The organism is Pseudomonas sp. ADPe (assembly GCF_014843515.1).
GTDB classification, from domain to species: domain Bacteria; phylum Pseudomonadota; class Gammaproteobacteria; order Pseudomonadales; family Pseudomonadaceae; genus Pseudomonas; species Pseudomonas citronellolis.
The window spans coordinates 5,051,910-5,073,702 of the sequence record NZ_CP062122.1 but is presented as its reverse complement, the minus strand read 5'-3'; the positions used below and the strand labels follow the sequence as shown (position 1 = coordinate 5,073,702).

At 67.1% G+C, this 21,793-nt stretch carries 21 protein-coding genes and 2 tRNA genes; 12 read left to right on the top strand and 11 right to left on the bottom strand.

Going from position 1 to position 21,793, the window contains the following annotated elements; translation table 11 throughout:
- Positions 1 to 217: 217 nt before the first annotated feature.
- The gene (locus IG194_RS23115; RefSeq protein ID WP_009620522.1) at positions 218 to 934 is read right to left on the bottom strand and encodes a UTRA domain-containing protein; all 717 of its coding nucleotides are present in this window, start codon (positions 932 to 934) and stop codon (positions 218 to 220) included.
- A 349-nt stretch (positions 935 to 1,283) separates the two neighbouring features.
- On the opposite strand from IG194_RS23115, the gene IG194_RS23110 reads away from it, so the two are divergent.
- The 6 genes from IG194_RS23110 (at position 1,284) to IG194_RS23085 (ending at position 6,472) form a co-directional block, all read left to right on the top strand.
- Positions 1,284 to 2,342 (top strand): ABC transporter substrate-binding protein, encoded by a 1,059-nt coding sequence (locus IG194_RS23110; protein WP_058488858.1) that lies wholly within the window; start codon positions 1,284 to 1,286, stop codon positions 2,340 to 2,342.
- A 64-nt stretch (positions 2,343 to 2,406) separates the two neighbouring features.
- Positions 2,407 to 3,216 carry an alkaline phosphatase family protein gene (locus IG194_RS23105; RefSeq protein ID WP_058488857.1) on the top strand — a complete coding sequence of 270 codons (810 nt, stop codon included), beginning with the start codon at positions 2,407 to 2,409 and terminating at the stop codon, positions 3,214 to 3,216.
- Positions 3,213 to 4,055: an ABC transporter permease gene (locus IG194_RS23100; protein WP_043271058.1), complete on the top strand. Its 843-nt coding sequence runs from the start codon at positions 3,213 to 3,215 to the stop codon at positions 4,053 to 4,055. The genes IG194_RS23105 and IG194_RS23100 overlap by 4 nt, the downstream gene beginning before the upstream one ends.
- Positions 4,039 to 4,827, top strand: coding sequence for an ABC transporter permease (locus IG194_RS23095; RefSeq protein ID WP_058072894.1), 789 nt, complete (start codon positions 4,039 to 4,041; stop codon positions 4,825 to 4,827). The genes IG194_RS23100 and IG194_RS23095 overlap by 17 nt, the downstream gene beginning before the upstream one ends.
- The gene (locus IG194_RS23090; RefSeq protein WP_043271062.1) at positions 4,824 to 5,819 is read left to right on the top strand and encodes an ABC transporter ATP-binding protein; all 996 of its coding nucleotides are present in this window, start codon (positions 4,824 to 4,826) and stop codon (positions 5,817 to 5,819) included. Before IG194_RS23095 ends, IG194_RS23090 begins: the two co-directional genes overlap by 4 nt.
- Positions 5,819 to 6,472 (top strand): HAD family hydrolase, encoded by a 654-nt coding sequence (locus tag IG194_RS23085; RefSeq protein ID WP_058072895.1) that lies wholly within the window; start codon positions 5,819 to 5,821, stop codon positions 6,470 to 6,472. Before IG194_RS23090 ends, IG194_RS23085 begins: the two co-directional genes overlap by 1 nt.
- A gap of 241 nt (positions 6,473 to 6,713) precedes the next feature.
- Here IG194_RS23085 and IG194_RS23080 read toward each other — a convergent pair whose 3' ends face one another.
- Positions 6,714 to 7,676, bottom strand: a complete 963-nt coding sequence (locus IG194_RS23080; protein WP_058072896.1) for an NAD(P)H-quinone oxidoreductase — start codon at positions 7,674 to 7,676, stop codon at positions 6,714 to 6,716.
- Positions 7,677 to 7,828: 152 nt separating this feature from the next.
- Between IG194_RS23080 and IG194_RS23075 the strand changes: the two genes are divergently transcribed.
- Both IG194_RS23075 and IG194_RS23070 read left to right on the top strand, forming a co-directional pair.
- A complete protein-coding gene (locus tag IG194_RS23075; protein ID WP_058488856.1) occupies positions 7,829 to 9,910 on the top strand; it encodes a carboxy terminal-processing peptidase in 2,082 nt (693 codons plus the stop codon).
- A 96-nt stretch (positions 9,911 to 10,006) separates the two neighbouring features.
- Complete coding sequence (locus IG194_RS23070; protein WP_058488855.1) at positions 10,007 to 11,755, top strand: GGDEF domain-containing protein; 1,749 nt, start codon at positions 10,007 to 10,009, stop codon at positions 11,753 to 11,755.
- A 7-nt stretch (positions 11,756 to 11,762) separates the two neighbouring features.
- Here the strand turns inward: IG194_RS23070 and IG194_RS23065 are convergent, their stop codons facing one another.
- From IG194_RS23065 to IG194_RS23035, 7 genes are all read right to left on the bottom strand, one after another.
- Positions 11,763 to 12,242 carry a hypothetical protein gene (locus tag IG194_RS23065; RefSeq protein ID WP_058488854.1) on the bottom strand — a complete coding sequence of 160 codons (480 nt, stop codon included), beginning with the start codon at positions 12,240 to 12,242 and terminating at the stop codon, positions 11,763 to 11,765.
- Entirely contained in the window at positions 12,239 to 12,604 is a 366-nt protein-coding gene (locus IG194_RS23060; protein WP_009620544.1) for a hypothetical protein, read from the bottom strand. Before IG194_RS23060 ends, IG194_RS23065 begins: the two co-directional genes overlap by 4 nt.
- A complete protein-coding gene (locus tag IG194_RS23055; RefSeq protein ID WP_043271074.1) occupies positions 12,601 to 12,918 on the bottom strand; it encodes a helix-turn-helix domain-containing protein in 318 nt (105 codons plus the stop codon). Before IG194_RS23055 ends, IG194_RS23060 begins: the two co-directional genes overlap by 4 nt.
- A 171-nt stretch (positions 12,919 to 13,089) precedes the next feature.
- Positions 13,090 to 13,515 (bottom strand): YkvA family protein, encoded by a 426-nt coding sequence (locus IG194_RS23050; RefSeq protein ID WP_009620548.1) that lies wholly within the window; start codon positions 13,513 to 13,515, stop codon positions 13,090 to 13,092.
- 368 nt (positions 13,516 to 13,883) lie between these two features.
- Positions 13,884 to 14,621, bottom strand: coding sequence for an FKBP-type peptidyl-prolyl cis-trans isomerase (locus IG194_RS23045; protein ID WP_009620550.1), 738 nt, complete (start codon positions 14,619 to 14,621; stop codon positions 13,884 to 13,886).
- A 231-nt stretch (positions 14,622 to 14,852) separates the two neighbouring features.
- A tRNA-Asp gene (locus IG194_RS23040) sits at positions 14,853 to 14,929 on the bottom strand.
- A 15-nt stretch (positions 14,930 to 14,944) separates the two neighbouring features.
- Positions 14,945 to 15,020 (bottom strand) — tRNA-Val (locus IG194_RS23035).
- Between the two features lie 178 nt (positions 15,021 to 15,198).
- Here IG194_RS23035 and rdgC point away from each other — a divergent pair.
- The 4 genes from rdgC to IG194_RS23015 all read left to right on the top strand — a co-directional run bounded on the left by rdgC (position 15,199) and on the right by IG194_RS23015 (position 17,984).
- The gene (gene rdgC / locus IG194_RS23030) at positions 15,199 to 16,119 is read left to right on the top strand and encodes a recombination-associated protein RdgC (RefSeq protein ID WP_058488853.1); all 921 of its coding nucleotides are present in this window, start codon (positions 15,199 to 15,201) and stop codon (positions 16,117 to 16,119) included.
- 62 nt (positions 16,120 to 16,181) lie between these two features.
- Positions 16,182 to 17,126: a bile acid:sodium symporter family protein gene (locus IG194_RS23025; protein WP_043271076.1), complete on the top strand. Its 945-nt coding sequence runs from the start codon at positions 16,182 to 16,184 to the stop codon at positions 17,124 to 17,126.
- Positions 17,127 to 17,268: 142 nt separating this feature from the next.
- On the top strand, positions 17,269 to 17,583 hold the full coding sequence (gene sugE, locus IG194_RS23020) for a quaternary ammonium compound efflux SMR transporter SugE (protein WP_009620556.1): 315 nt from the start codon (positions 17,269 to 17,271) through the stop codon (positions 17,581 to 17,583).
- Positions 17,584 to 17,774: 191 nt separating this feature from the next.
- Positions 17,775 to 17,984, top strand: coding sequence for a cold-shock protein (locus IG194_RS23015; protein WP_009620558.1), 210 nt, complete (start codon positions 17,775 to 17,777; stop codon positions 17,982 to 17,984).
- A gap of 49 nt (positions 17,985 to 18,033) precedes the next feature.
- Here the strand turns inward: IG194_RS23015 and IG194_RS23010 are convergent, their stop codons facing one another.
- Together IG194_RS23010 and IG194_RS23005 are read right to left on the bottom strand one after the other, a co-directional pair.
- Complete coding sequence (locus IG194_RS23010; protein WP_058488852.1) at positions 18,034 to 19,908, bottom strand: MFS transporter; 1,875 nt, start codon at positions 19,906 to 19,908, stop codon at positions 18,034 to 18,036.
- 602 nt (positions 19,909 to 20,510) lie between these two features.
- Positions 20,511 to 21,593, bottom strand: coding sequence for an IS110 family transposase (locus tag IG194_RS23005; RefSeq protein WP_083540393.1), 1,083 nt, complete (start codon positions 21,591 to 21,593; stop codon positions 20,511 to 20,513).
- Positions 21,594 to 21,793 lie beyond the last annotated feature (200 nt).

Genomic DNA, 21,793 nt, shown 5'->3' with positions numbered 1-21,793 from the left:
AAAGGGAGAGGGGACCGTTCGGAGCGAGTAGATATTTCGGCGTCAGCCGGTAATCAAGCCTCAGGTTGAAACCATTACTCTCTGCGGGCACGGACAAGCCCCCTCTCCCTTCAGGGCGGGGCGCGCAGCCGAGGGCTGGGGAGAGGGGGCGAAGGTCAGCCAAACGCATGAAGAGCCAGGTTCGCGAGCAAGCTCGCTCCTACGAAGAGCCCTCCCCTCAATCCGGCACTTCCACGCTCACATGAATGGCATCGTGCCGCCAGAACTCCAGGTCGCAGTCGATCACCCGGCCGTGCTGGTCGCGGTTGATGCGGGTGATGCGCAGCGCCGGGCTGCCTTCGGCCACCCGCAGGGCGCTGGCGGCTTCGCCGTGCAGGGCGGTGGGCACCATGTCGAAGCGCACGCGGCCGTAGCGGATGTCGTAGCGGCTGGCGTAGAGATCGGTCAGCGACTGGCGCAGGTCGCTGTCGAGGATGCCGGGGAAGTAGGCCGGGTTCAGGTAGTGCTCCACGTACAGCACCAAGCGCCCGTCCACCCTTCGTGCGCGGCGGATCTGGTAGACGCTGGACAGCGCCGGCAGCTCCAGGTGCGCGCAGATCGCCGGGCTGGCCGGCAGTTGGCGCGCCGACAGCACCTCGGTGGCCGGCACCCGCTGCTGGCCGGCGACCATCGCGTGGAAGTGGCTGCGCACCAGCGGGTTGTACAGCAGCCGCGGCGGCGAGACGAACCAGCCGCGGCGCTCCTCGCGGTAGATCAGGCCCTGGGCTTCCAGCTGCGTCAGCGCCTCGCGCAGGGTGATGCGCGTGGTGTCGAACAGCTCGCTCAGGCGCCGTTCCGCCGGCAGCTTGCCGCCGGCCGGCAGCAGGCCGCTGTCGATCTGTTCCAGCAGCGCCCGGCAGATCGCCGTCACCGTCGGTAGCGCCTCGTCGCGCATGCTGTTTCCCTCTTTTGGACTAGACCAGCCCCAACCTGGGGCACTTCACCGCAACCGGCGGCAGCTTCCACTGTAGGAATCGCCGGTGACCGTCCGGTGACAATGCCATGGCAAGCAGGCCCCATGCCAGCTCCCGGGCCCGGCATAGCCCCGGCGCATCAAGGTCTTGTGCATGGTCTAGGCTGTATCCGGGCGCCACCTGCTGACCCCCATGCCGCCGCCCGGACACGAAATTGTCATGCCCGCTTCGTAGATTGGCCTGGGTCTTGCTGATCTAGACCAGCGATGCGCCGCGCCCTTGCCGGGGCGCGGGCCCGACTGCCAAACCCGATGACCGAAGGAGCACCGAATGAAACGCTTGCTTGCTTCACTGCTGGGAACCGCGATTGCCCTGGGCAGCGCGACCGCCATGGCCGCCGAGGCCGACCTGCAGGCGCTGGAACAGGCCGCGCGCAAGGAAGGCCAGGTGAACAGCGTGGGCATGCCCGACAGCTGGGCGAACTGGAAGGACACCTGGAAGGACCTGGAGAGCAAGTACGGGCTCAAGCACATGGACACCGACATGAGCTCGGCCCAGGAGCTAGCCAAGTTCAAGGCCGAGGGCGAGAACGCCAGCGCCGACATCGGCGACGTCGGCGCCGCCTTCGGCCCCATCGCCGTGCAACAGGACGTCAGCCAGCCCTACAAGCCGAGCACCTGGGACCAGGTCCCGGAATGGGCCAGGGACAAGGACGGCCACTGGGCCCTGGCCTACACCGGGACCATCGCCTTCATCGTCAACAAGCAGCTGGTCAAGGACGTGCCGCGCAGCTGGGCCGACCTGCTCAAGGGCAAGTACAAGGTCACCATCGGCGACGTCAGCAGCGCGGCCCAGGCGGTCAACGGCGTGCTGGCCGCGGCCATCGCCAACGGCGGCGACGAGAAGAACATCAAGCCGGGCCTGGAGTTCTTCGCCCAACTGGCCAAGCAGGGCCGCCTGTCGCTGACCAACCCGGTGATCAACACCCTGGAGAAGGGCGAGGTGGAAGTCGGCATCGTCTGGGACTTCAACGGCCTGAGCTACCGCGACCAGATCGACCCCAGCCGCTTCGAGGTGCTGATCCCCTCCGACGGCTCGGTGATCTCCGGCTACACCACCATCATCAACAAGTACGCCAAGCACCCCAACGCCGCCAAGCTGGCCCGCGAGTACATCTTCAGCGACGCCGGGCAGATCAACCTGGCCAAGGGCAACGCCCGGCCGATCCGCGCCGAGCACCTGCAACTGCCGGCCGAGGTCAAGGCCAAGCTGCTGCCCAACGAGCAGTACGCCAAGGCCCAGCCGATCAAGGACGGCCAGGCCTGGGAAGCGACCTCCAAGCGCCTGCCGCGCATGTGGCAGGAGAGCGTGATCATCAACATGCAGTAACGCGGCACCGCCCCCGGCCATGGCCGGGGGCGCCCGTTCCGGTTTCCCAGCACAGGCAGCTACGATGTCCCGTCCCGTCATCCTGGTCATTCTCGACGGCCTCAACTACGGCGTCGCCCATGACTGCATGGGCCACCTGCAGGCACTCTGCAACGCCGGCCGCGGCCGCCTCTACCGCCTGCAGTGCGAGCTGCCGTCGCTGTCGCGGCCGCTCTACGAATGCCTGCTCACCGGCGTCGCGCCGATTGACAGCGGCATCCTGCACAACCAGGTGTCGCGCCTGTCGAGGGAGCGCAGTCTGTTCCACTACGCCCGCGACGCGGGCCTGAGCACCGCGGCGGCGGCCTACCACTGGGTCAGCGAGCTGTACAACCGCTCGCCCTTCGACGCGGCCCGCGACCGCCACACCGAGGACGCGGCGCTGCCGATCCAGTTCGGCCACTTCTACTGGACCGACCACTACCCCGACTCGCACCTGCTGGCCGACGCCGAGCACCTGCGCCGCCGTCACAAGCCCGACGTGCTGCTGGCGCACCCGATGAACATCGACGACGCCGGTCACCGCCACGGCCTGAACAGCGCCCAGTACCGCAACGCCGCGCGCCAGGCCGACGTGCTGCTCTCGGAATACCTGCACCAGTGGCTGGCCGCCGGCTACCAGGTGATGGTCACCGCCGACCACGGCATGAACGACGACCATACCCACGGCGGCATCCTCCCCGAAGAGCGCGAGGTGCCGCTGTTCGTCTTCGGCGAGGCCTTCAGCCTCGACGACCAGGTGCGCCCGCGCCAGGTCGAGCTGTGCGGCAGCCTCTGCGAAATCCTCGGCGCGCCCCACGACAAGCCGGTCTGCCAAGGGCTGCTGCGGCCATGAGCGCGAACCGCGGAAAGCGCCTGGCCCTGCTCTGCCTGCTGCCCTTCGCGCTGTTCTTCTTCGCCTTCCAGATCGCCCCGCTGCTGTGGGTGGCGATCAACAGCCTGCGCAGCGAAGACGCCTGGGGCCTGGGCAACTTCGCCGAGATATTCGCCTCGCCCTTCTACCGCCAGGCGATCCGCTACAGCCTGGAGATTTCCCTGTGGTCGAGCCTGATCGGCCTGGCCATCGCCGTGCTCGGCAGCTATTCGCTGCGCCAGGTGGACAGCCGCCTGCGCGACTTCGTCATGGCCTTCGCCAACATGACCAGCAACTTCGCCGGGGTGCCGCTGGCCTTCGCCTTCATCATCATCCTCGGCTTCAACGGCGCCATCACCCTGCTGCTCAAGCAGGCCGGGCTGATCGAGGACTTCAACCTCTATTCCAAGACCGGCCTGATCATCCTCTACACCTACTTCCAGATTCCCCTGGGGGTGATGCTGCTCTACCCGGCCTTCGATGCCCTGCGCGAGGACTGGCGCGAGTCGGCGGCGCTGCTGGGCGCCAACCACTGGCAGTTCTGGCGGCACATCGGCATCCCGGTGCTGACGCCGGCGCTGCTGGGCACCTTCGTCATCCTCCTGGCCAACGCCCTGGGCGCCTACGCCACCGTCTACTCGCTGACCACCGGCAACTTCAACGTGGTGCCGATCCGCATCGCCGGCCTGGTCTCCGGCGACGTCTTCCTCGACCCGAACATGGCCAGCGCCCTGGCGATGATCCTGGTCGGGCTGATGACCGTCATCACCCTAGCCCACCAGTGGCTGCTGCGGCGGAGCTACCATGTCCAGAAACGCTAGCCCGCTGTACCACCGGCTGGTGGTCTGGGCCCTGTTCCTGATCCTGCTGCTGCCGCTGGCCGCCACCCTGCTCTACTCCCTGGCCACCCAGTGGTCGGCCAGCGTGCTGCCCGACGGCCTGACACTGAAGTGGTACCTGGCGCTGTGGACCGACCCGCGCTTCCTCACCGCCTTCGGCCAGTCGCTGCTGGTGTGCTTCGGCGCGCTGCTGCTGAGCGTGCTGCTGATCCTGCCGCTGATGTTCGTGGTGCACTACCACTACCCGCGCCTGGACGCGCTGATGAACGTGCTCATCCTGCTGCCCTTCGCGGTGCCGCCGGTGGTCTCCTCGGTGGGCCTGCTGCAGCTGTATGCCGCAGGCCCCCTGCCGCTGACCGGCACGCCCTGGATCCTCATCGGCTGCTACTTCACCATCGCCCTGCCGTTCATGTACCGGGCCATCGGCAACAACCTGCAGGCGATCAACCTGCACGACCTGATGGACGCCGCCCAGCTGCTGGGCGCCAGCACCTGGCAGGCGGCCCTGCTGGTGGTGCTGCCGAACCTGCGCAAGGGCCTGATGGTGGCGCTGTTCCTGTCCTTCAGCTTCCTCATCGGCGAGTTCGTCTTCGCCAACCTGCTGGTCGGCACCCGCTACGAGACGCTGCAGGTCTTCCTCAACAACATGCGCAACAGCAGCGGCCACTACACCAGCGCGGTGGTGGTCTCCTACTTCCTCTTCATCCTGCTGCTGACCTGGGCCGCCAACCGCCTGAACAAGGACCGCACATGAGCTTCCTCAGCGTCGAACGCCTGGACAAGAGCTTCGGGGACACCCAGGTCTTCCAGGACATCGACTTCGCCGCCCGGCGCGGCGAGTTCGTCACCCTGCTCGGCCCCAGCGGCTGCGGCAAGTCCACCCTGCTGCGCTGCATCGCCGGGCTCACCGCGGTGGACAGCGGGCGCATCCTGGTCGACGGCCAGGACCTGGTGCCGCTGCCGCCGCAGAAGCGCGGCATCGCCATGGTGTTCCAGAGCTACGCGCTGTTCCCCAACATGACCGTGCAGCAGAACGTCGCCTTCGGCCTGCGCATGCACAAGGTGCCGGCCGCGGAGGCCGCCAGCCGGGTGGCCGAGGTGCTGGAGATGGTCGAGCTGGGCCAGTACGCCGCGCGCTACCCGCACCAGCTCTCCGGCGGCCAGTGCCAGCGCGTGGCCCTGGCCCGCTCGCTGGTCACCCGCCCGCGCCTGCTGCTGCTCGACGAGCCGCTGTCGGCGCTGGACGCGCGCATCCGCAAGCACCTGCGCGAGCAGATCCGGCGCATCCAGCAAGAGCTGCAGCTGACCACGGTGTTCGTCACCCACGACCAGGAGGAGGCGCTGACGCTGTCCGACCGCATCGTGCTGATGAACGCCGGGCGCATCGTCCAGAGCGGCGACGCGGAAACCCTCTACACCGCGCCGGCCGACGCCTTCGCCGCCGGCTTCATCGGCAACTACAACCTGCTCGACGCCGAGCAGGCCGGCCGCCTGCTCGGCCGGCCCTTCACCGGGCAGGTGGCGATCCGCCCGGAATCCCTGCGCCTGAGCCTGGACGCGGGCGACGGCATCGCCGCCCAAGTGCTGTCCCACAGCCTGCTGGGCAACGTCATCCGTTACCGGGTGCGGGCCAACGGCGTCGAACTCACGGTGGACGTGCTCAACCGCAGCGCGGAACGTCTCTATCCGGCCGGCAGCCAACTGGCGCTGGCGATCGATCATGAAAGCATCCGGGAGGTGGCCTGATGGCCCTGGTGATCTTCGACCTTGACGAAACCCTCATCGACGGCGACTGCGCCAGCCTGTGGAGCCGGCGCATGGCCGAGCTGGGCTGGGTCGACGGCGAATCCTTCATCCGCCGCGACACCGAACTGATGGCGCGCTACGCCCTGGGCGAGCTGTCGATGGAGGCCTACATGGCCTTCAGCCTGGAGCCCATGGCCGGGCGCAGCGTCGAGGAAGTGGAGCGGGAGGTGGAGGCCTACGTCGAGGACGTCATCGAACCGCTGATCTACAACGACGCCTGCCGCACCCTGGCGCGCCACCGCGCCGCCGGCGACAGCCCGCTGGTGATCTCCGCCTCCGGCGTGCACCTGGTGCAGCCGATCGCCGAGCGCATCGGCATCCAGGACGTGCTGGCCATCGACCTGGAGGTAGTGAACGGCCACTACACCGGCCGCACCCAGGGCGTGCTGACCTACCGCGACGGCAAGATCATCCGCCTGCTCGACTGGCTGGGCGGCGACGAAGACCCGCTGGCCGCCGCGCACTTCTATTCCGACTCGCGCAACGACCTGCCGCTGCTGCGCCGCGTCGGCAACCCGCACACGGTCAACCCCGACCCGGTGCTGCGCGCCGAGGCGGAAAAGCACGGCTGGGAAATCCTCGCCTGGCGCTGAGTCCACCAGGAAACGCCATTCCCCTGTAGGAGCGCGCCCTGCGCGCGAAATCGCGGGCAGGGCCCGCTACCCACCGGCAAACACGACGCCGCGTAGGATGGTGTTGAGCGAAGCGATACCCATCACCGATGGCCGCATGGGTTTCGCCAAGGCTCAACCCATCCTACGAAGAGCGCCTCGGCGCAGCCGGCAAGACAGTTGCGCCTACAGATTCAGGGCAAACACCGTGCGGAACAGCCCGTCAGGCCAGGCTTTCGTCGATCAGCAGCACCACCTTGCCCTGCACCTGGTTGCTGGCCAGGGCCTCGAAGGCCTGCTCAGCATCCTTGGCGGCGAACTGGCGTTCCAGCCGCGGCTGCAGCTGGCCGCTGGCGAACAGCGGCCAGACGCGGGTGCCCAGCTCGGCGATCAGTTGTGCCTTGAAGTCGGCGTCGCGGCTGCGCAGCGTCGAGCCGGTCAGCTGGATGCGCTTGCCCAGCAGCAGCGCCAGGTCCAGCTCGGCCTTGCGTCCGCCCATCAGGCCGATGACCACCCAGCGGCCGTCCTGGCGCAGCACCTGCAGGTTGAGCGCCGCGTAGTTGGCGCCCACCGGATCGAGGATCACGTCGAAGGGTGCGAAATCGCGCAGCGATTCCAGCCCCTCGCCGCGCAGAACGCCGCCCTCGGCGCCCAAGGCCTCGCAGTAGGCCAGGCGGTCGGCGGAACCGACGCTGACCCAGCAGGGGCTGCCGAAGGCCTTGCACAGCTGGATGGCGGCCGAGCCCACGCCGCTGGCGCCGGCGTGCAGCAGGACCTTCTCGCCCGGCTGCAGGCCAGCCAGCTGGAACAGGTTGAGCCAGGCCGTGGCGTACACCTCCGGCAATCCCGCCGCCTCGGCCAGCGACAGGCCGGTGGGCACCGGCAGCACGTGGCGGGCGTCGACCACCACTTCCTCGGCCATGCCGCCGCCGGCCAGCAGCGCGCAGACGCGGTCGCCCACCTGCCAGGTGGCGCCGGCGCCCACTTCGCTGATCACCCCGGCGCATTCCAGGCCGAGCACGTCGCTGGCCCCCGGCGGCGGCGGGTAGAGCCCGGCGCGCTGCAACAGGTCGGCGCGGTTGAGCCCGGCCGCGGCCACGCGGATGCGCACCTGCCCCGCCCCGCAGGTCGGCGCGGCGCGCTCGGCCCACTCCACCCGCCCTTCGATACCTTGCAATGCGTTCACGCTACCTCCATAGTGCTTGCACGGCCCGCACCACGTCGGTCGGGCCTTTCTCTTCGCTCGTCGCGCCAGAGCCCAATCTCGACAAGCTTGGAACCCGGCGACGCCAGATACGGCCTAATATGCGTCATAACTCCGCACCCAGTCGATTAAGCATGAAGCGATTTCTGCCCCGCACCGCCCTGCTGTTGGTCCTCGGCGCCAGCGCCCTGTCCGCGTTCGCCGCGCCCTCCGCCGGCCAGAACTCCTGGGACGGCCTGCAGCCGGACCGTGACCAGGTGATCGCCAGCCTCAACATCGTCGAGCTGCTCAAGCGCCATCACTACAGCAAGCCGCCGCTCAACGACGACCGTTCGGCGAAGATCTACGACGCCTACATCAAGGCCCTGGACCCGTCGCGGATGTACTTCACCGCCGGCGACATCGCCCAGTTCGCGCCCTGGCGCACCCAGTTCGACGACTTCCTCAAGAGCGGCGAGCTGGACCCCGGCTTCACCATCTACAAGCGTCACCTGGACCGCCTCAAGGAGCGCCTGGACTTCGCCCTGGCGATGCTCGGCAAGGGCGTCGACAAGATCGACTTCAAGGTCGACGAGAGCCTGACCATCGACCGCGAGAACGCGCCCTGGGCCAAGAACAGCTCCGAGCTCGACGACCTCTGGCGCAAGAAGGTCAAGGACGAGGTGCTGCGCCTGAAGATCGCCGGCAAGGACGACAAGGCCATCCAGGAACAGCTGACCAAGCGCTACAAGAACCAGCTGATGCGCCTGGAGCAGACGCGCAGCGAAGACATCTTCCAGGCCTACATCAACGCCTTCGCGCAGACCTACGACCCGCACACCCAGTACCTGTCGCCGGACAGCGCGGAAAACTTCGACATCAACATGAGCCTCTCCCTGGAGGGCATCGGCGCGGTGCTGCAGAGCGACAACGACTACGTCAAGGTCGTGCGCCTGGTGCCGGCGGGCCCGGCGGAGAAGAGCAAGCAGATCGCCACCTCGGACAAGATCATCGGCGTCGCCCAGGGCAAGGGCGAGATGGTCGACGTGGTCGGCTGGCGGCTGGACGAGGTGGTCAAGCTGATCCGCGGGCCGAAGGGCTCGCAGGTGCGCCTGGAAGTCATCCCGGCGAGCAACGCGCCGAACGACCAGACCAGCAAGATCGTCACCATCACCCGCGAGGCGGTGAAGCTCGAAGACCAGGCGGCGAAGAAGTCGGAAATCACCCTCGACCACGACGGCCGCAACTACAAGCTCGGCGTGATCGACGTGCCGGCCTTCTACCTGGACTTCAAGGCCTACCGCGCCGGCGACCCGAACTACAAGAGCACCACGCGCGACGTGAAGAAGCTCATCGGCGAGCTGCAGAAGGACAAGGTCGACGGCATCGTCATCGACCTGCGCAACAACGGCGGCGGCTCCCTGCAGGAAGCCACCGAGCTGACCGGCCTGTTCATCGACCAGGGCCCGACCGTGCTGGTGCGCAACAGCGACGGCCGCGTCGACGTGCTCAACGATGACGAGGGCAAGGCCTTCTACACCGGGCCGATGACCGTGCTGGTCAACCGCCTGTCCGCTTCGGCCTCGGAAATCTTCGCCGGCGCCATGCAGGACTACCACCGCGCGCTCATCGTCGGCGGCCAGACCTTCGGCAAGGGCACCGTGCAGACCATCCAGCCGCTCAACCACGGCGAGCTGAAGCTGACCCTGGCCAAGTTCTACCGCGTCTCCGGGCAGAGCACCCAGCACCAGGGCGTGATCCCGGACATCGCCTACCCGTCCATCGTCGACGACAAGGAAATCGGCGAGAGCGCCCTGCCCGACTCCATGCCCTGGGACACCATCCGCCCGGTGCTGTCGGCGCAGAGCGACCCCTTCAAGCCATTCCTCGACCAGCTGAAGACCCAGCACGACGCGCGCACCGCGAACAATGCCGACTTCGTCTACGCCCGCCAGCGCCTGGCCCTGGCCCAGGAACTGATGAAGGAGAAGACCGTCAGCCTGAACGAGGCCAAGCGCCGCGCCCAGCAGAGCAGCATCGAGGGCCGCCAGTTGGCCATGGAGAACGCACTGCGCAAATCCAAGGGCCAGGAGCCGCTGAAGGAACTCAAGCAGGAAGACGACAACGCCCTGCCGGACGACGACAAGACCAAGCCGCAGGACGACGCCTACCTCACCGAGTCCGGGCACATCCTGCTGGACTACCTGACGCTCAGCTCGGCGCTGGCCAAGCACTGAAAGAGCGGAGTCGTCACGAAACAGTCATGACTCAGTAGTGAAATGCGCAAGGGCCGGGAGACCGGCCCTTCGTCTTTTCACCCACAGAGAACCGTCATGACCGTCACCGAGCAGTTGAGCGCGCTGGCCCAGATCATCGCTCACGGCGACCTGCATTGTCTGTTCCAACCCATAGTGTCGCTCTCCGAACGGCGCCTGGTAGGCTACGAGGCCCTCACCCGCGGCCCCTCCAACAGCCCGCTGCACTCCCCCCTCACCCTGTTCAGCACCGCGCGCCACGCCGGCCGCCTGAGCGAGCTGGACGTGCTCTGCCGGCGCCGCGCCTGCCAGCGCTTCCACGAGCTGGGGCTGGGCGGCAAGCTGTTCCTCAACGTCGCCCCCGAGTCGCTGCTGGACCCCAACCACCAGCCCGGCCGCACCCTGCAGTTGCTGCAGACCCTCGGCATAGCGCCGGGCGACGTGGTCATCGAGCTGACCGAGCAGGCGCCCATCGAGGACTTCGGCCTGCTCGACACCGCCCTGCACCACTACCGCGCCATGGGCTTCTGCATCGCCCTGGACGACCTAGGCGCCGGCTACTCCAGCCTGCGCCTGTGGTCGGAGCTGCGCCCGGACTACGTGAAGATCGACCGCCACTTCATCGACGGCATCCACCAGGACGGCGTCAAGCGCGAGTTCGTCGGCTCCATCCTGAAGATGGCCCACGCCTCCCGCGCCCAGGTGATAGCCGAGGGGATCGAATTGCCGGAGGAACTGGCGGTGCTCTCGGAGATGGGCGTCGACCTGGTCCAGGGCTACCTGATCGGCCGCCCGCAGGAACAGCCGGTGCGCGAGGTCCGCGGGCTGCTGCCGGACCTCGACCGCACGGACGCCCTGCACGGCGAGGAACAGGCCGACCTGCGCCCGCTGTTGCTGGAACAGCCGGCGGTGGGCCGCGACACGCCGATCGCCGAAGTGCTGGAAGCGTTCCGCGCCCAGGCCAACCTGAACGCCCTGGCGGTGCTCGACGAGCACCAGCAGCCGGTGGGCATCGTCCACCGCCACGCGCTCTCCGATGCCCTGCTCAAGCCCTTCGGCACCGAGCTGTACGCGCGCAAGCCGATCAGCCGGCTGATGAGCGAGGACTTTCTCGCGGTGGAGCGCAGCCAGTCGCTGCAGCAGGTCAGCCGCCTGCTCACCAGCCGCGCGCGGCAGCGCATCGAGGAAGACTTCATCATCACCCAGGGCGGCCGCTACCTCGGCCTGGGCCGGGTGATCGACGTGCTCAAGCTGATCACCGAACTGAAGATCCGCCAGGCACGCTACGCCAACCCGCTGACCCTGCTGCCGGGCAACGTGCCCATCCAGCAGTGCCTGGGGCGCCTGCTGCAGCAGGAACGCGAGGCGGCGGTGTGCTACGTCGACATCGACAGCTTCAAGCCCTTCAACGACCTCTACGGCTACGCCCGCGGCGACGAAGTGCTGCTGTGCCTGGCGCAATGCCTGAGCGACCGGGTGGACCCCGGCTGCGACTTCGTCGGCCACATCGGCGGCGACGACTTCATGCTGGTGTTCACCTCCGGGGACTGGCGCAACCGCCTCAACCAGTTGCTGGAGGACTTCCAGGGCCAGTGCCGGCGCTTCTACAACCAGGAGCACCTGCAGGCCGGCTGCTTCGTCGCCTACAACCGCCGCGGCCAGCGCCAGGAGTTCCCGCTGCTGTCGCTATCGATCGGCGTGGTGCACCTCAAGCCCGGCGCCGGCGAACGCCTGGACGCGGCGCAACTGGCGAGCATCGCCTCCGAGGCCAAGCGCCACGCCAAGGAAATCCCCGGCTACAGCCGGCACGTCATCACCCTGGAATAGGCGGCGCTCAAAGCCCCAGTTGCGCCGCCAGGGCCTGGTAGCGCGCGGCCTGCTCGGCATCGGTCGCCAATCCGGGCGCCCCGTCGCGATAGAGCTCGGCCAGGCGCCGCGCGGCCAGCGGGTGACCAGCCTCGGCGGCCTGGGCCCAATGACGCGCCGCGGCGGCGCCGTCCGGCTGCCGCTGCGCGCTGCCCTGCAGGGCCTGCACGCCCAACTGATAGGCAGCCTTGGCATCCCCACCGGCAGCCGCCAGGGCGAGCAGGCGCAGGCCCTCCTCACGGGCGCCGAAACCCTGGCCGCGGAACAGCAGCAGGTGGCCGTAGAAGCTCTGCGCAGCCACGTCGCCGAGGTTGGCCATGCGCGAGAACTGCCCCTGCATCCACTGCCAGGCGCGCGGCTGGCGGACCAGCCAGGGCCAGCCCATCAGACGTCGCGCCACGGCGTAGGACAGGCGGGCGCGCAGGCGCCAGACGAACTCGCGGCTCACGGCTCTTCCGGATAGTCGAATTCGAACACCCGCACCACCTCGGCGGCATGCCAGCCCGCCGCCGCCGGGCCGTCAGAAGCGCCGGAGAAGCGCCCCAGGCGCTCCACGCACTCGAAGAACCCGGTGCGCGGCAGGCGGCTGGCGCCCTGGCTGATCACCAGCGAACTACGCAGCGGCCGGCCGGCGCGGGCATCGAGCTGCGCCAGGTGTTCCAGGGCCGCGGTCAGGGTGGTCATCGCCGGGGTCGGCAGTTGCAGGCGCTCGATCAGTGCCCGGTAGGTCAACAGGTGGCGCTGGCGGCGCGCGTCTTCCAGCTCGTCCAGCAAGCCCTGCCAGTGCTTGCGGCTGATATGCACGCTCAAGATGCCGACTCCGACTTCGCTCCCAGTGCGCGACGCAGGCCGTGCTCGATGGCTTCGCTGACCTCGCGCTCGCCGCTTTCGATCATCCCCAGGTAGGACGGGCTGATCCCCACCTCGCGGGCCACGCTCTCCAGGGACAGGCCACGCGCCTCGCGCAACTCGCGCCAGGAGGCGGTCGGCGCCGCCGCCGTGACGACGGCTGCCGCTGGCGGGGCGGCGCGGGCGCCGGCAGCGGCCAGCAGCGCCTGGTAGTCGGCCCAGGGAAGCACGGCGTACTCCGCTTCGCCGTCTCGTGTGATCACTTGCACATTCATCGACAACACTCCTTGCATGCCGGCATTTCAACGGGCAATGACGGCAACCACTGGCGCCTGCCCGGCATTCCGACCCTTCACAGTATCGCCCATGAAACGCCGCTCGGCCTCATCGGGCGCATCATCGCGCACGGCATCGCAACGCCGCGCACGGTTCGCGTGGACGGCAACTCAGCCGCGCGCCGGCCGCTCCGGCCCCGGCAGCAGCGCCAGGGACTGGCGCGTCTCGCGGCTCTGCGCGTCGCGCCAGAGCTTGAAGGCATCCAGCTCGGCCTGCCAGTGGCGCACCACCCAGGCCAGCACCGCCAGGTCGTCCAGCAGGCCCACGCCGGGCAGCCAGTCGGGAATCATGTCCAGCGGCGAGAGGAAATACAGCAGCGCCGCCACCACGGCCAGCAGCGCCCTGGGGTTGAGCTGGCGATACTGCCCGCGCACGGTGGCCAGGGCGAGTTCCTGCAGCAGGCGCAGGTCGGCCTTGACCAGCTTCAGGCGCGCGCTCTTGCGCGCCACGGCGAACAGCAGCGCCGGTACCCGGCCCCGGGCGAGAAAGCGTTCGGCCAGGGCCAGATAACGGTCGAAACCGGCGGGTTTCTTCATCGGGCACCTCGTCCCGGCGCTGTCGCCGGGGGACGTTTGGGTTATCCACCTTTCCTGTGGATAACTCTGTTGAAAGTATCCGGTCTCCACGCCGGAAAGCCCGTCGCCAGCGGCCTACAGACAGATCGGCGATTTTTTGTTCAGCTCGGGAAACCTTATAAAAATCATACAGTTGCGGCTATTCGATATCACCCTTCGCTGTCAAGCACCGGCCGTAACCACGGCTGCGACATATATGTGCATAAGGGTAACATCCCGCACCAGACTACGCCCTTTCCGACCGGCTGGTCAGCCGCGGAGCAGCGCCATCTTCCTGCAGAAACAGGAACGCCCCGCACGGGCGGGGCGTCCTCTTGGTACGAATGTACTCAGTTCTGCGCCGGGGCTTGCGGCTGCTCGCCGCCGGCCTGGTTGGCATCCTTGATGCCCAGCAGTTCCAGGTCGAACACCAGCACCGAGTTGGCCGGGATGGTCGGGCTCGGGCTCTGCGAGCCGTAGGCCAGTTCGCTGGGGATGAACAGCTTGATCTTCTCGCCCACGTGCATCAGCTGCAGGGCTTCGACCCAGCCCGGGATCACGCCGTTGACCGGCAGGTCGATGGGGCTGCCGCGCTGGATGGAGCTGTCGAACACGGTGCCGTCGGTCAGCTTGCCCTCGTAGTGCACGGTGACCACGTCGGTGGCCTTGGGCTGCGGGCCGTCGGCCTTCTTCACCACTTCGTACTGCAGGCCGGACTTGGTGGTGACCACGCCTTCGCGCTTGCCGTTGTCCTCGAGGAACTTCTTGCCGGCCTTGAGGGTTTCCTCGCTCAGCTTGGCCATGCGCTCCTCGGAACGCTTCTGCAGGTCGGTGAACGCCTGGGTCAGCTCTTCATCGGTGACGCGCTGCGGCTTCTTGCCGATGGCATCTTCGATGCCCTGGGCGACGGCCTTGGAGTCCAGATCGTTCATGCCTTCCTGGGCCAGGCTCTTGCCCATGTTCAGGCCGATGCCGTAGGAGGCCTTCTGCGCCGACGTCTTGAGCTCCACATTGGCAGCCTGCTGATCGCAGCCCGCGAGAACCAGGCCGACCAGTGCGATCGCTGCCGCCAACCGATGTTGTTTCATGCTGATTCCTTGTCTGATTGCCATGCTGGCATTTCGATGAAACCGCGAGCTTATCAGGGCGCCGCGGCCAATGGCTATGGGCAATAGGAACCACTGCCGGGGGATAAGTTCCCACGGCAAACTTATAGAAAAATTAACGGGATAGGCGTTGCGAACGGCGTCGCACGCGGGCCTTTTCCGGAGCCGGAAAAGACAAAGCCCCCAGGCATTTCTGCCTGAGGGCTTGGAATATGGCGCAGCGGACGGGACTCGAACCCGCGACCCCCGGCGTGACAGGCCGGTATTCTAACCGACTGAACTACCGCTGCGTCGGACCTCGAGTTTGGTGGGTGATGACGGGATCGAACCGCCGACCCTCTGCTTGTAAGGCAGATGCTCTCCCAGCTGAGCTAATCACCCTTCACTCTCGAAGTGGGGCGCATTCTACGGAGGCATTCGCACCCTGGCAAGCCCCCGCGTGAAAAATTTTTTCTGCCGTTCCAAAGGCTTAGGAAAACGCCGGCGAAACGCCATGGGCTTGGCCTGGACCGCCGCTGTGGGAATAATGCAGTCCTTTGTGTCCGGGAGTTTGACCCTCATGTGGTTCCGTAACCTGCTCGTCTACCGCCTCACCCAGGATCTGCAGATCGATGCCGATGCCCTCGAGAAAGCCCTGGCCAGCAAGCCGGCGCGCCCCTGCGCCAGCCAGGAACTGACCACCTACGGCTTCACCGCGCCCTTCGGCAAGGGCCCCGACGCGCCCCTGGCCCACGTCAGCCAGGGCTTCTACCTGATCAGCGCGCGCAAGGAGGAACGCATCCTCCCCGGCAGCGTGGTGCGCGACGCGCTGAAGGACAAGGTGGACGAGATCGAGACCGCGCAGATGCGCAAGGTCTACAAGAAGGAACGCGACCAGCTCAAGGACGAGATCGTCCAGAGCCTGCTGCCGCGCGCCTTCATCCGCCGCTCCTCGACCTTCGCCGCGATCGCCCCGGAGCTGGGCCTGATCCTGGTCGATACCGCCAGCGCGAAGAAGGCCGAGGACCTGCTCTCCACCCTGCGCGAGGCCCTCGGCTCGCTGCCGGTGCGCCCGCTCAGCATCAAGGTCGCGCCCAGCGCCACCCTCACCGACTGGGTGAAGACCCAGGAGGCCGCCGGCGACTTCTTCGTGCTCGACGAGTGCGAACTGCGCGACACCCACGAGGACGGCGGCGTGGTGCGCTGCAAGCGCCAGGACCTGACCAGCGACGAGATCCAGCTGCACCTGTCCTCCGGCAAGCTGGTCACCCAGCTGGCGCTGGCCTGGTCGGACAAGCTCAGCTTCGTGCTCGACGACAAGCTGGCGATCAAGCGCCTGCGCTTCGAGGAACTGCTGCAGGAGCAGGCCGAGAAGGACGGCGGCGACGACGCCCTCGGCCAGCTCGACGCCAGCTTCATCCTGATGATGCTGACCTTCGGCCAGTTCCTGCCGGCGCTGTTCGAAGCGCTCGGTGGCGAGGAAATCCCACAGGGCATTTAAGCCCATCCCGGCCGGCGCCCTATATGGCGCCGGCCCGACAATAACGACAAGGATCACCGTCCATGCGCGCCATCGCCTTGCTGAGCCGCTTCGTCGGCAACACCTTCGCCCTCTGGGTACTGCTGTTCGCCGTGCTGGCCTTCCTCGCGCCGCAGTGGTTCCGCCCGCTGGCGCCGGCGATAGTGCCGATGCTCGGCATCGTCATGTTCGGCATGGGCCTGACGCTGAAGCTGGAAGACTTCGCCGAAGTGGCGCGGCACCCCTGGCGCGTGTGCCTGGGCGTGGTCGCCCACTTCGTCATCATGCCCGGCGTGGCCTGGCTGCTGTGCCAGTTGCTGCACCTGCCGCCGGAGATCGCCGTGGGCGTGATCCTGGTCGGCTGCTGCCCCAGCGGCACCGCCTCCAACGTCATGACCTGGCTCGCCCGCGGCGACCTGGCGCTGTCGGTGGCCATCGCCGCGGTGACCACCCTGCTCGCCCCGCTGCTGACGCCGGCGCTGATCTGGCTGCTGGCCTCGGCCTGGCTGCCGGTGTCCTTCGCCGAGCTGTTCTGGTCGATCCTGCAGGTGGTGCTGCTGCCCATCGCCCTCGGCGTGGTCGCCCAGCGCCTGTTCGGCGCGCGGGTGGGCAAGGTGGTGGAGGTGCTGCCGCTGGTCTCGGTGGTGTGCATCGTGGTGATAGTCGCGGCGGTGGTGGCAGCCAGCCAGGCGAAGATCGCCGAGTCCGGCCTGCTGATCATGGCCGTGGTGATCCTGCACAACGGCTTCGGCTTCCTCCTCGGCTACCTCGCCGGGCGCGTCTTCGGCCTGCCCCTGGCGCAGCGCAAGTCGCTGGCCCTGGAAGTCGGCATGCAGAACTCCGGGCTTGGCGCGGCCCTGGCCAGCGCGCACTTCTCGCCGCTGGCGGCGGTGCCCAGCGCGTTGTTCAGCGTCTGGCACAACATCTCCGGGGCCACCCTGTCGAGCTGGTTCCGCCGCCTGACGGACAAGCCCGAACAGACCTCCTGAAACCTGCTGGCCCGGGCGGCGCCTGCACAGGTTGCCGTCCGGGCCAGATTGTGCAAAATACTGCACATCGTGAGGACGACCTCACCACCGCCTGGTGCACCGACGGGGACGGCCCTGCCATCGACTACCCTCGGAGGTCCCCATGTCCTGGTTCATCCTTTTCCTCGCCGGCCTGTTCGAAGTGGCCTGGGCCGTCGGTCTGAAATACACCGAAGGTTTCACCCGCCTGTGGCCCAGCGTGCTGACCGCGCTGGCCATGGCCGCCAGCATCGGCCTGCTGGGCCTGGCCATGAAACACCTGCCGCTGGGCACCGCCTACGCCATCTGGACCGGCATCGGCGCGCTGGGCACGGTGACCCTCGGCATCCTGCTGTTCGGCGAATCCGTCGCCCCGCTGCGCCTGCTCAGCATCGCGCTGATCCTCTGCGGCCTGGTCGGGCTGAAGTTAAGCCATTGAAATCGGCACGTCCGTCCTGTCGCTTTCCCGGAAAAGTCCCGGTATGCTGCGGCAACTGTGCTTGCCAGGATCGTCACGGCTGATGACCTGAAGGCGGCGACGCTCTTCGTTCGGCCCGGCCCACACCTTGCAACTCAGAACAGGCGGCGGTAACGCCGTGCAGCAAACCACAACGTTCAAGGTGTAACTCCATGTCGAATCGTCAGACCGGCACCGTCAAATGGTTCAACGATGCCAAGGGCTTTGGCTTCATCACCCAGGAAAACGGTGGCGACCTGTTCGTTCACTTCCGTTCCATCCAGGGCAATGGCTTCAAGTCGCTGCAGGAAGGCCAGAAGGTCTCCTTCATCGTTGTAGAAGGCCAGAAAGGCCTGCAGGCGGACGAAGTTCAGGTCATCTGAACCTCGCGCCCCTGTGAAAAAGCCCCGGCTCTGCCGGGGCTTTTTCGTTTCAGCGGGCGTTGCCGCGCAGGCCAGCCACCTGCGCCTGCAGGTATTGGCGCCCAGCCTCCTGCGGCGGCAGCGGCTGCCCCGCCACCAGGCGCACGCGCGACCAGAAGCGGCGGAAGAAGCCCTTGTCCGGGTCGCGGCTGAAGAAGCTGCCCCACAGGCCCTGCAGCGCCATGGGGATCACCGGCACCGGGGTTTCCTCGATGATCCGCTCCACCCCGCCGCGGAACTCGTTCATCTCGCCGTCGGCGGTCAGCTTGCCCTCGGGGAAGATGCACACCACCTCGCCGTCCTTCAGGTACTGCGCAACCCGGCGGAAGGCCTCCTCGTAGATGCGCTCGTCCTCGTGGCGCGCGGCGATGGGCACGGCGCCGGCGGTGCGGAAGATGAAGTTGAGCACCGGCAGGCGGAAGATCTTGTAGTACATCACGAAGCGCACCGGGCGGCGGATGGAGCCGGCGATGAGCAGCGCATCGACGAAGGACACGTGGTTGCACACCAGCACCACCGGGCCCTCGTCGGGGATGGCCTCGAGGTTCTGGTGGTCGACGCGGTACATGGAGTGGCTGAGCAGCCAGACCAGGAAGCGCATGGTGAACTCGGGCACGATCTTGAAGATGTACACGTTCACCGCGACGTTCATTAGCGACAGCACCAGGAACAGCTGCGGAATGCTCAGCTTGGCCACCGACAGCAGCAGGATCGAGACGACGGCGGCGACCACCATGAACAGCGCGTTGAGGATGTTGTTCGCGGCGATTACCCGGGCCCGCTTGTCCTCCTCGGTGCGCGCCTGGATCAGGGCGTACAGCGGCACTATGTAGAAGCCGCCGAAGACGCCGATGCCGAGGATGTCGCCGAGCACCGCCCAGCTCTGCGGGTGCTCCAGCACTTCCAGCCAGGTGAACGGCGCGGCGCCGACGGGGAAGCCGCCGCTGTGCCACCACAGCAGGATGCCGAACAGGCTCAGGCCAATGGAGCCGAAGGGCACCAGGCCGATCTCCACCTTCTTGCCCGAGAGCTTCTCGCAGAGCATCGAGCCCAGGGCGATGCCCACCGAGAACACGGTGAGGATCAGCGTCACCACGCTCTCGTCGCCGTGCAGCAGCTCCTTGGCGTAGGTGGGGATCTGCGTCAGGTAGACGGCGCCGAGGAACCAGAACCAGGAGTTGCCCACCAGCGAGCGCGACACCGCCGGGCGCTGGCCGAGGCCCAGGCGCAGGATGGCCCAGGACTGCTTGAAGATGTTCCAGTCCAGCTGCAGCTGCGGCAGCGCGGCGGCGGCGCGGGGAATGCCGCGGCTGACCAGGTAGCCGCAGACGGCCACCAGCACCACGGCGATGCCCACCGCCGGGGCGTAGGCCTGGCGCGACATCAGCACGCCGGCGCCGATGGTGCCGGCGAGGATGGCCAGGAAAGTGCCCATCTCCACCAGGGCGTTGCCGCCGACCAGCTCGTCGTCGCGCAGGTGCTGCGGCAGGATCGAGTACTTCACCGGGCCGAACAGCGCCGAGTGGGTGCCCATGGCGAACAGCGCGAGGAACAGCAGCGGCAGGCTGCCGAGCAGGAAGCCCGCGGCGCCGACCAGCATGATGACCACCTCGGCCAGCTTCAGGGCGCGCATCAGCGCGTCCTTGTTGAACTTCTCACCGAACTGCCCGCCCAGGGCGGAGAACAGGAAGAACGGCAGGATGAACAGCAGGGCGCAGAGGTTGACCAGCAGGTTGCGGTCACCGCCGATGCTCAGGTGGTAGAGGATCGCCAGGATCAGCGACTGCTTGAAGATGTTGTCGTTGAAGGCGCCGAACAGCTGGGTGATGAAGAACGGCAAAAAGCGCCGGGAGCCCAGCAGGGCGAATTGCGAGTGTTGGCTCATCGTCCGTGTGTACCTGGTCAGGCGACCCCGAAAGCGGGCCGGGAGGACGCCGCGGCGTCCATCGCAGATTTGACTGCAACTGCGATGCCTCTGGCCACATCCACGGGCAAAAATTCCGAATTGCCTCTCGCATGGCCGGACAGGCCGGGGCGAAATCGCGGACAGAGTGCGCTCGTTGTTTCCGACTGCACCAAGGTGCGCTTCGTAGGATGGGTTGAGCTTGCGAAACCCATGCGGTCATGGCGATGGGTATCGCTTCGCTCAACCCATCCTACGGGGCTGCCCCACCCACACCGGCCCCATGTAGGAGCGCGCCCTGCGCGCGAAATCGCGGGCAGGGCCCGCTCCTATGTATGGACTCACCCCCACCGTCAACCCGCTTTTGAACATGAAAACCCGACTGCATCTATGTATTAGGCCTGTTCGAGGAAGCCACGTCGGGCTTCTGGCCAACATTGGGTAAGCCCGCGGAATGCCGATTACAAAGAGGCCTCGAAGGCCGGTAGGAGCGTAGGCATCGATCCGCGACGGTCTGACCAGGGGTCAATGTTCTTCAGCAAGGGTTGGAGCGACTTGGCGCCCCGTTGGCGGGAACTCGTTGATCAGTGGCTCATTTCCATCTCCCGGCAAGCATTCGGCTTGCGCTGGTAGGTCTGTTCGCTGCACAGCAGCACCCAGGCGATACGCAGGTTGCGGTTGGCCAGTCGCACTGCCGCGCCCTTGCGCCCCAGACGTTGTAGCCAGCGCTGCAGGCGCCGATCGTCCGGGTGTTCGGAATCGGGCCGCAGTTGCTTCAACACCGCATGCGAGCCCACGACCATCAGGCTGCGCACATAGGCGTCGCCACGTTTGGTCATCTTGCCCAGCCGCACCTTCTGCCCGCTGCTGTGCTGGTCGGGCACGATACCGAAGTAGGCAGCGAACTGACGCGCATTGGCGAAACGTTCCGGCTCGACCTGTTTGGCCAGCAAAGCCGTGGCCGTGATCGGACCGATACCACGTACCGTCATCAGCCGTTTGGCTGTCGGGTCGGCGGCGGCACAGGCTTCCAGACGCCCGGTCAGCGCGGCGATACGCTCGCCCAGCCGTTTCCATTCGTTCAGCATCTCGTCGATCAGCTCGCGCAGCAGCGCCGGCAACGGCTGGCTGGCGTCCTCCAGCACCCGGGTGACACCTTGCTTCAAGCCCACATCCCCCTGCGCCAGGGCGATACCCTGCTCCAGCAGCAGCCCGCGGATCTGATTACCCATGGCGGTGCGCCGCCGCACATAGCCCCGCCGGACACGGTGCCAGGCCTGCATCGCCAGTGCCGCGACGCTCTTCACCGGTACCGACGCAATACTGCTATCCCGGCCCGCCCGCAGAATGGCGTGGGCATCATTGCGATCATTCTTCGCTCCGCTCCGGTGCTCGGCCACCCGCTGGGCCGGCAGGATACGCACCAGGTTGCCCTGCGCCTGCAGCAGCCGGGCCCAGGCTTGTGCTCCAGGACCGGTCTCCATCAGCACCGTCACGCCCTCCGGCAGCTTCTGCAGAAACACCTGAAACGCTTCACGCGACTTGATTCGCTGTTCGTACGCCAGTTGACCCAGGGCGTCTTCCCCCGCCACCTGGACCTTTTTCGCCAGATCCACGGCGACTGTCATGCACACCGATACATCGGTTGCAGACACCGGCTTATTCATCGTCGTATGCTTTTTCATGGACTCACCCTCACTGTCGGTGGCTTCTTAGACCGCCACCGTGGCGCCTTGACGCCTCGGTGAGGGTGAGTCCATCCAATTACAGATGGTCTCGGCGGGGGCTTATTCGCGAGCCCCGTAGGATGGGTTGAGCGAAGCGATACCCATCACCATGGCCCGATGGGTATCGCAAGCTCAACCCA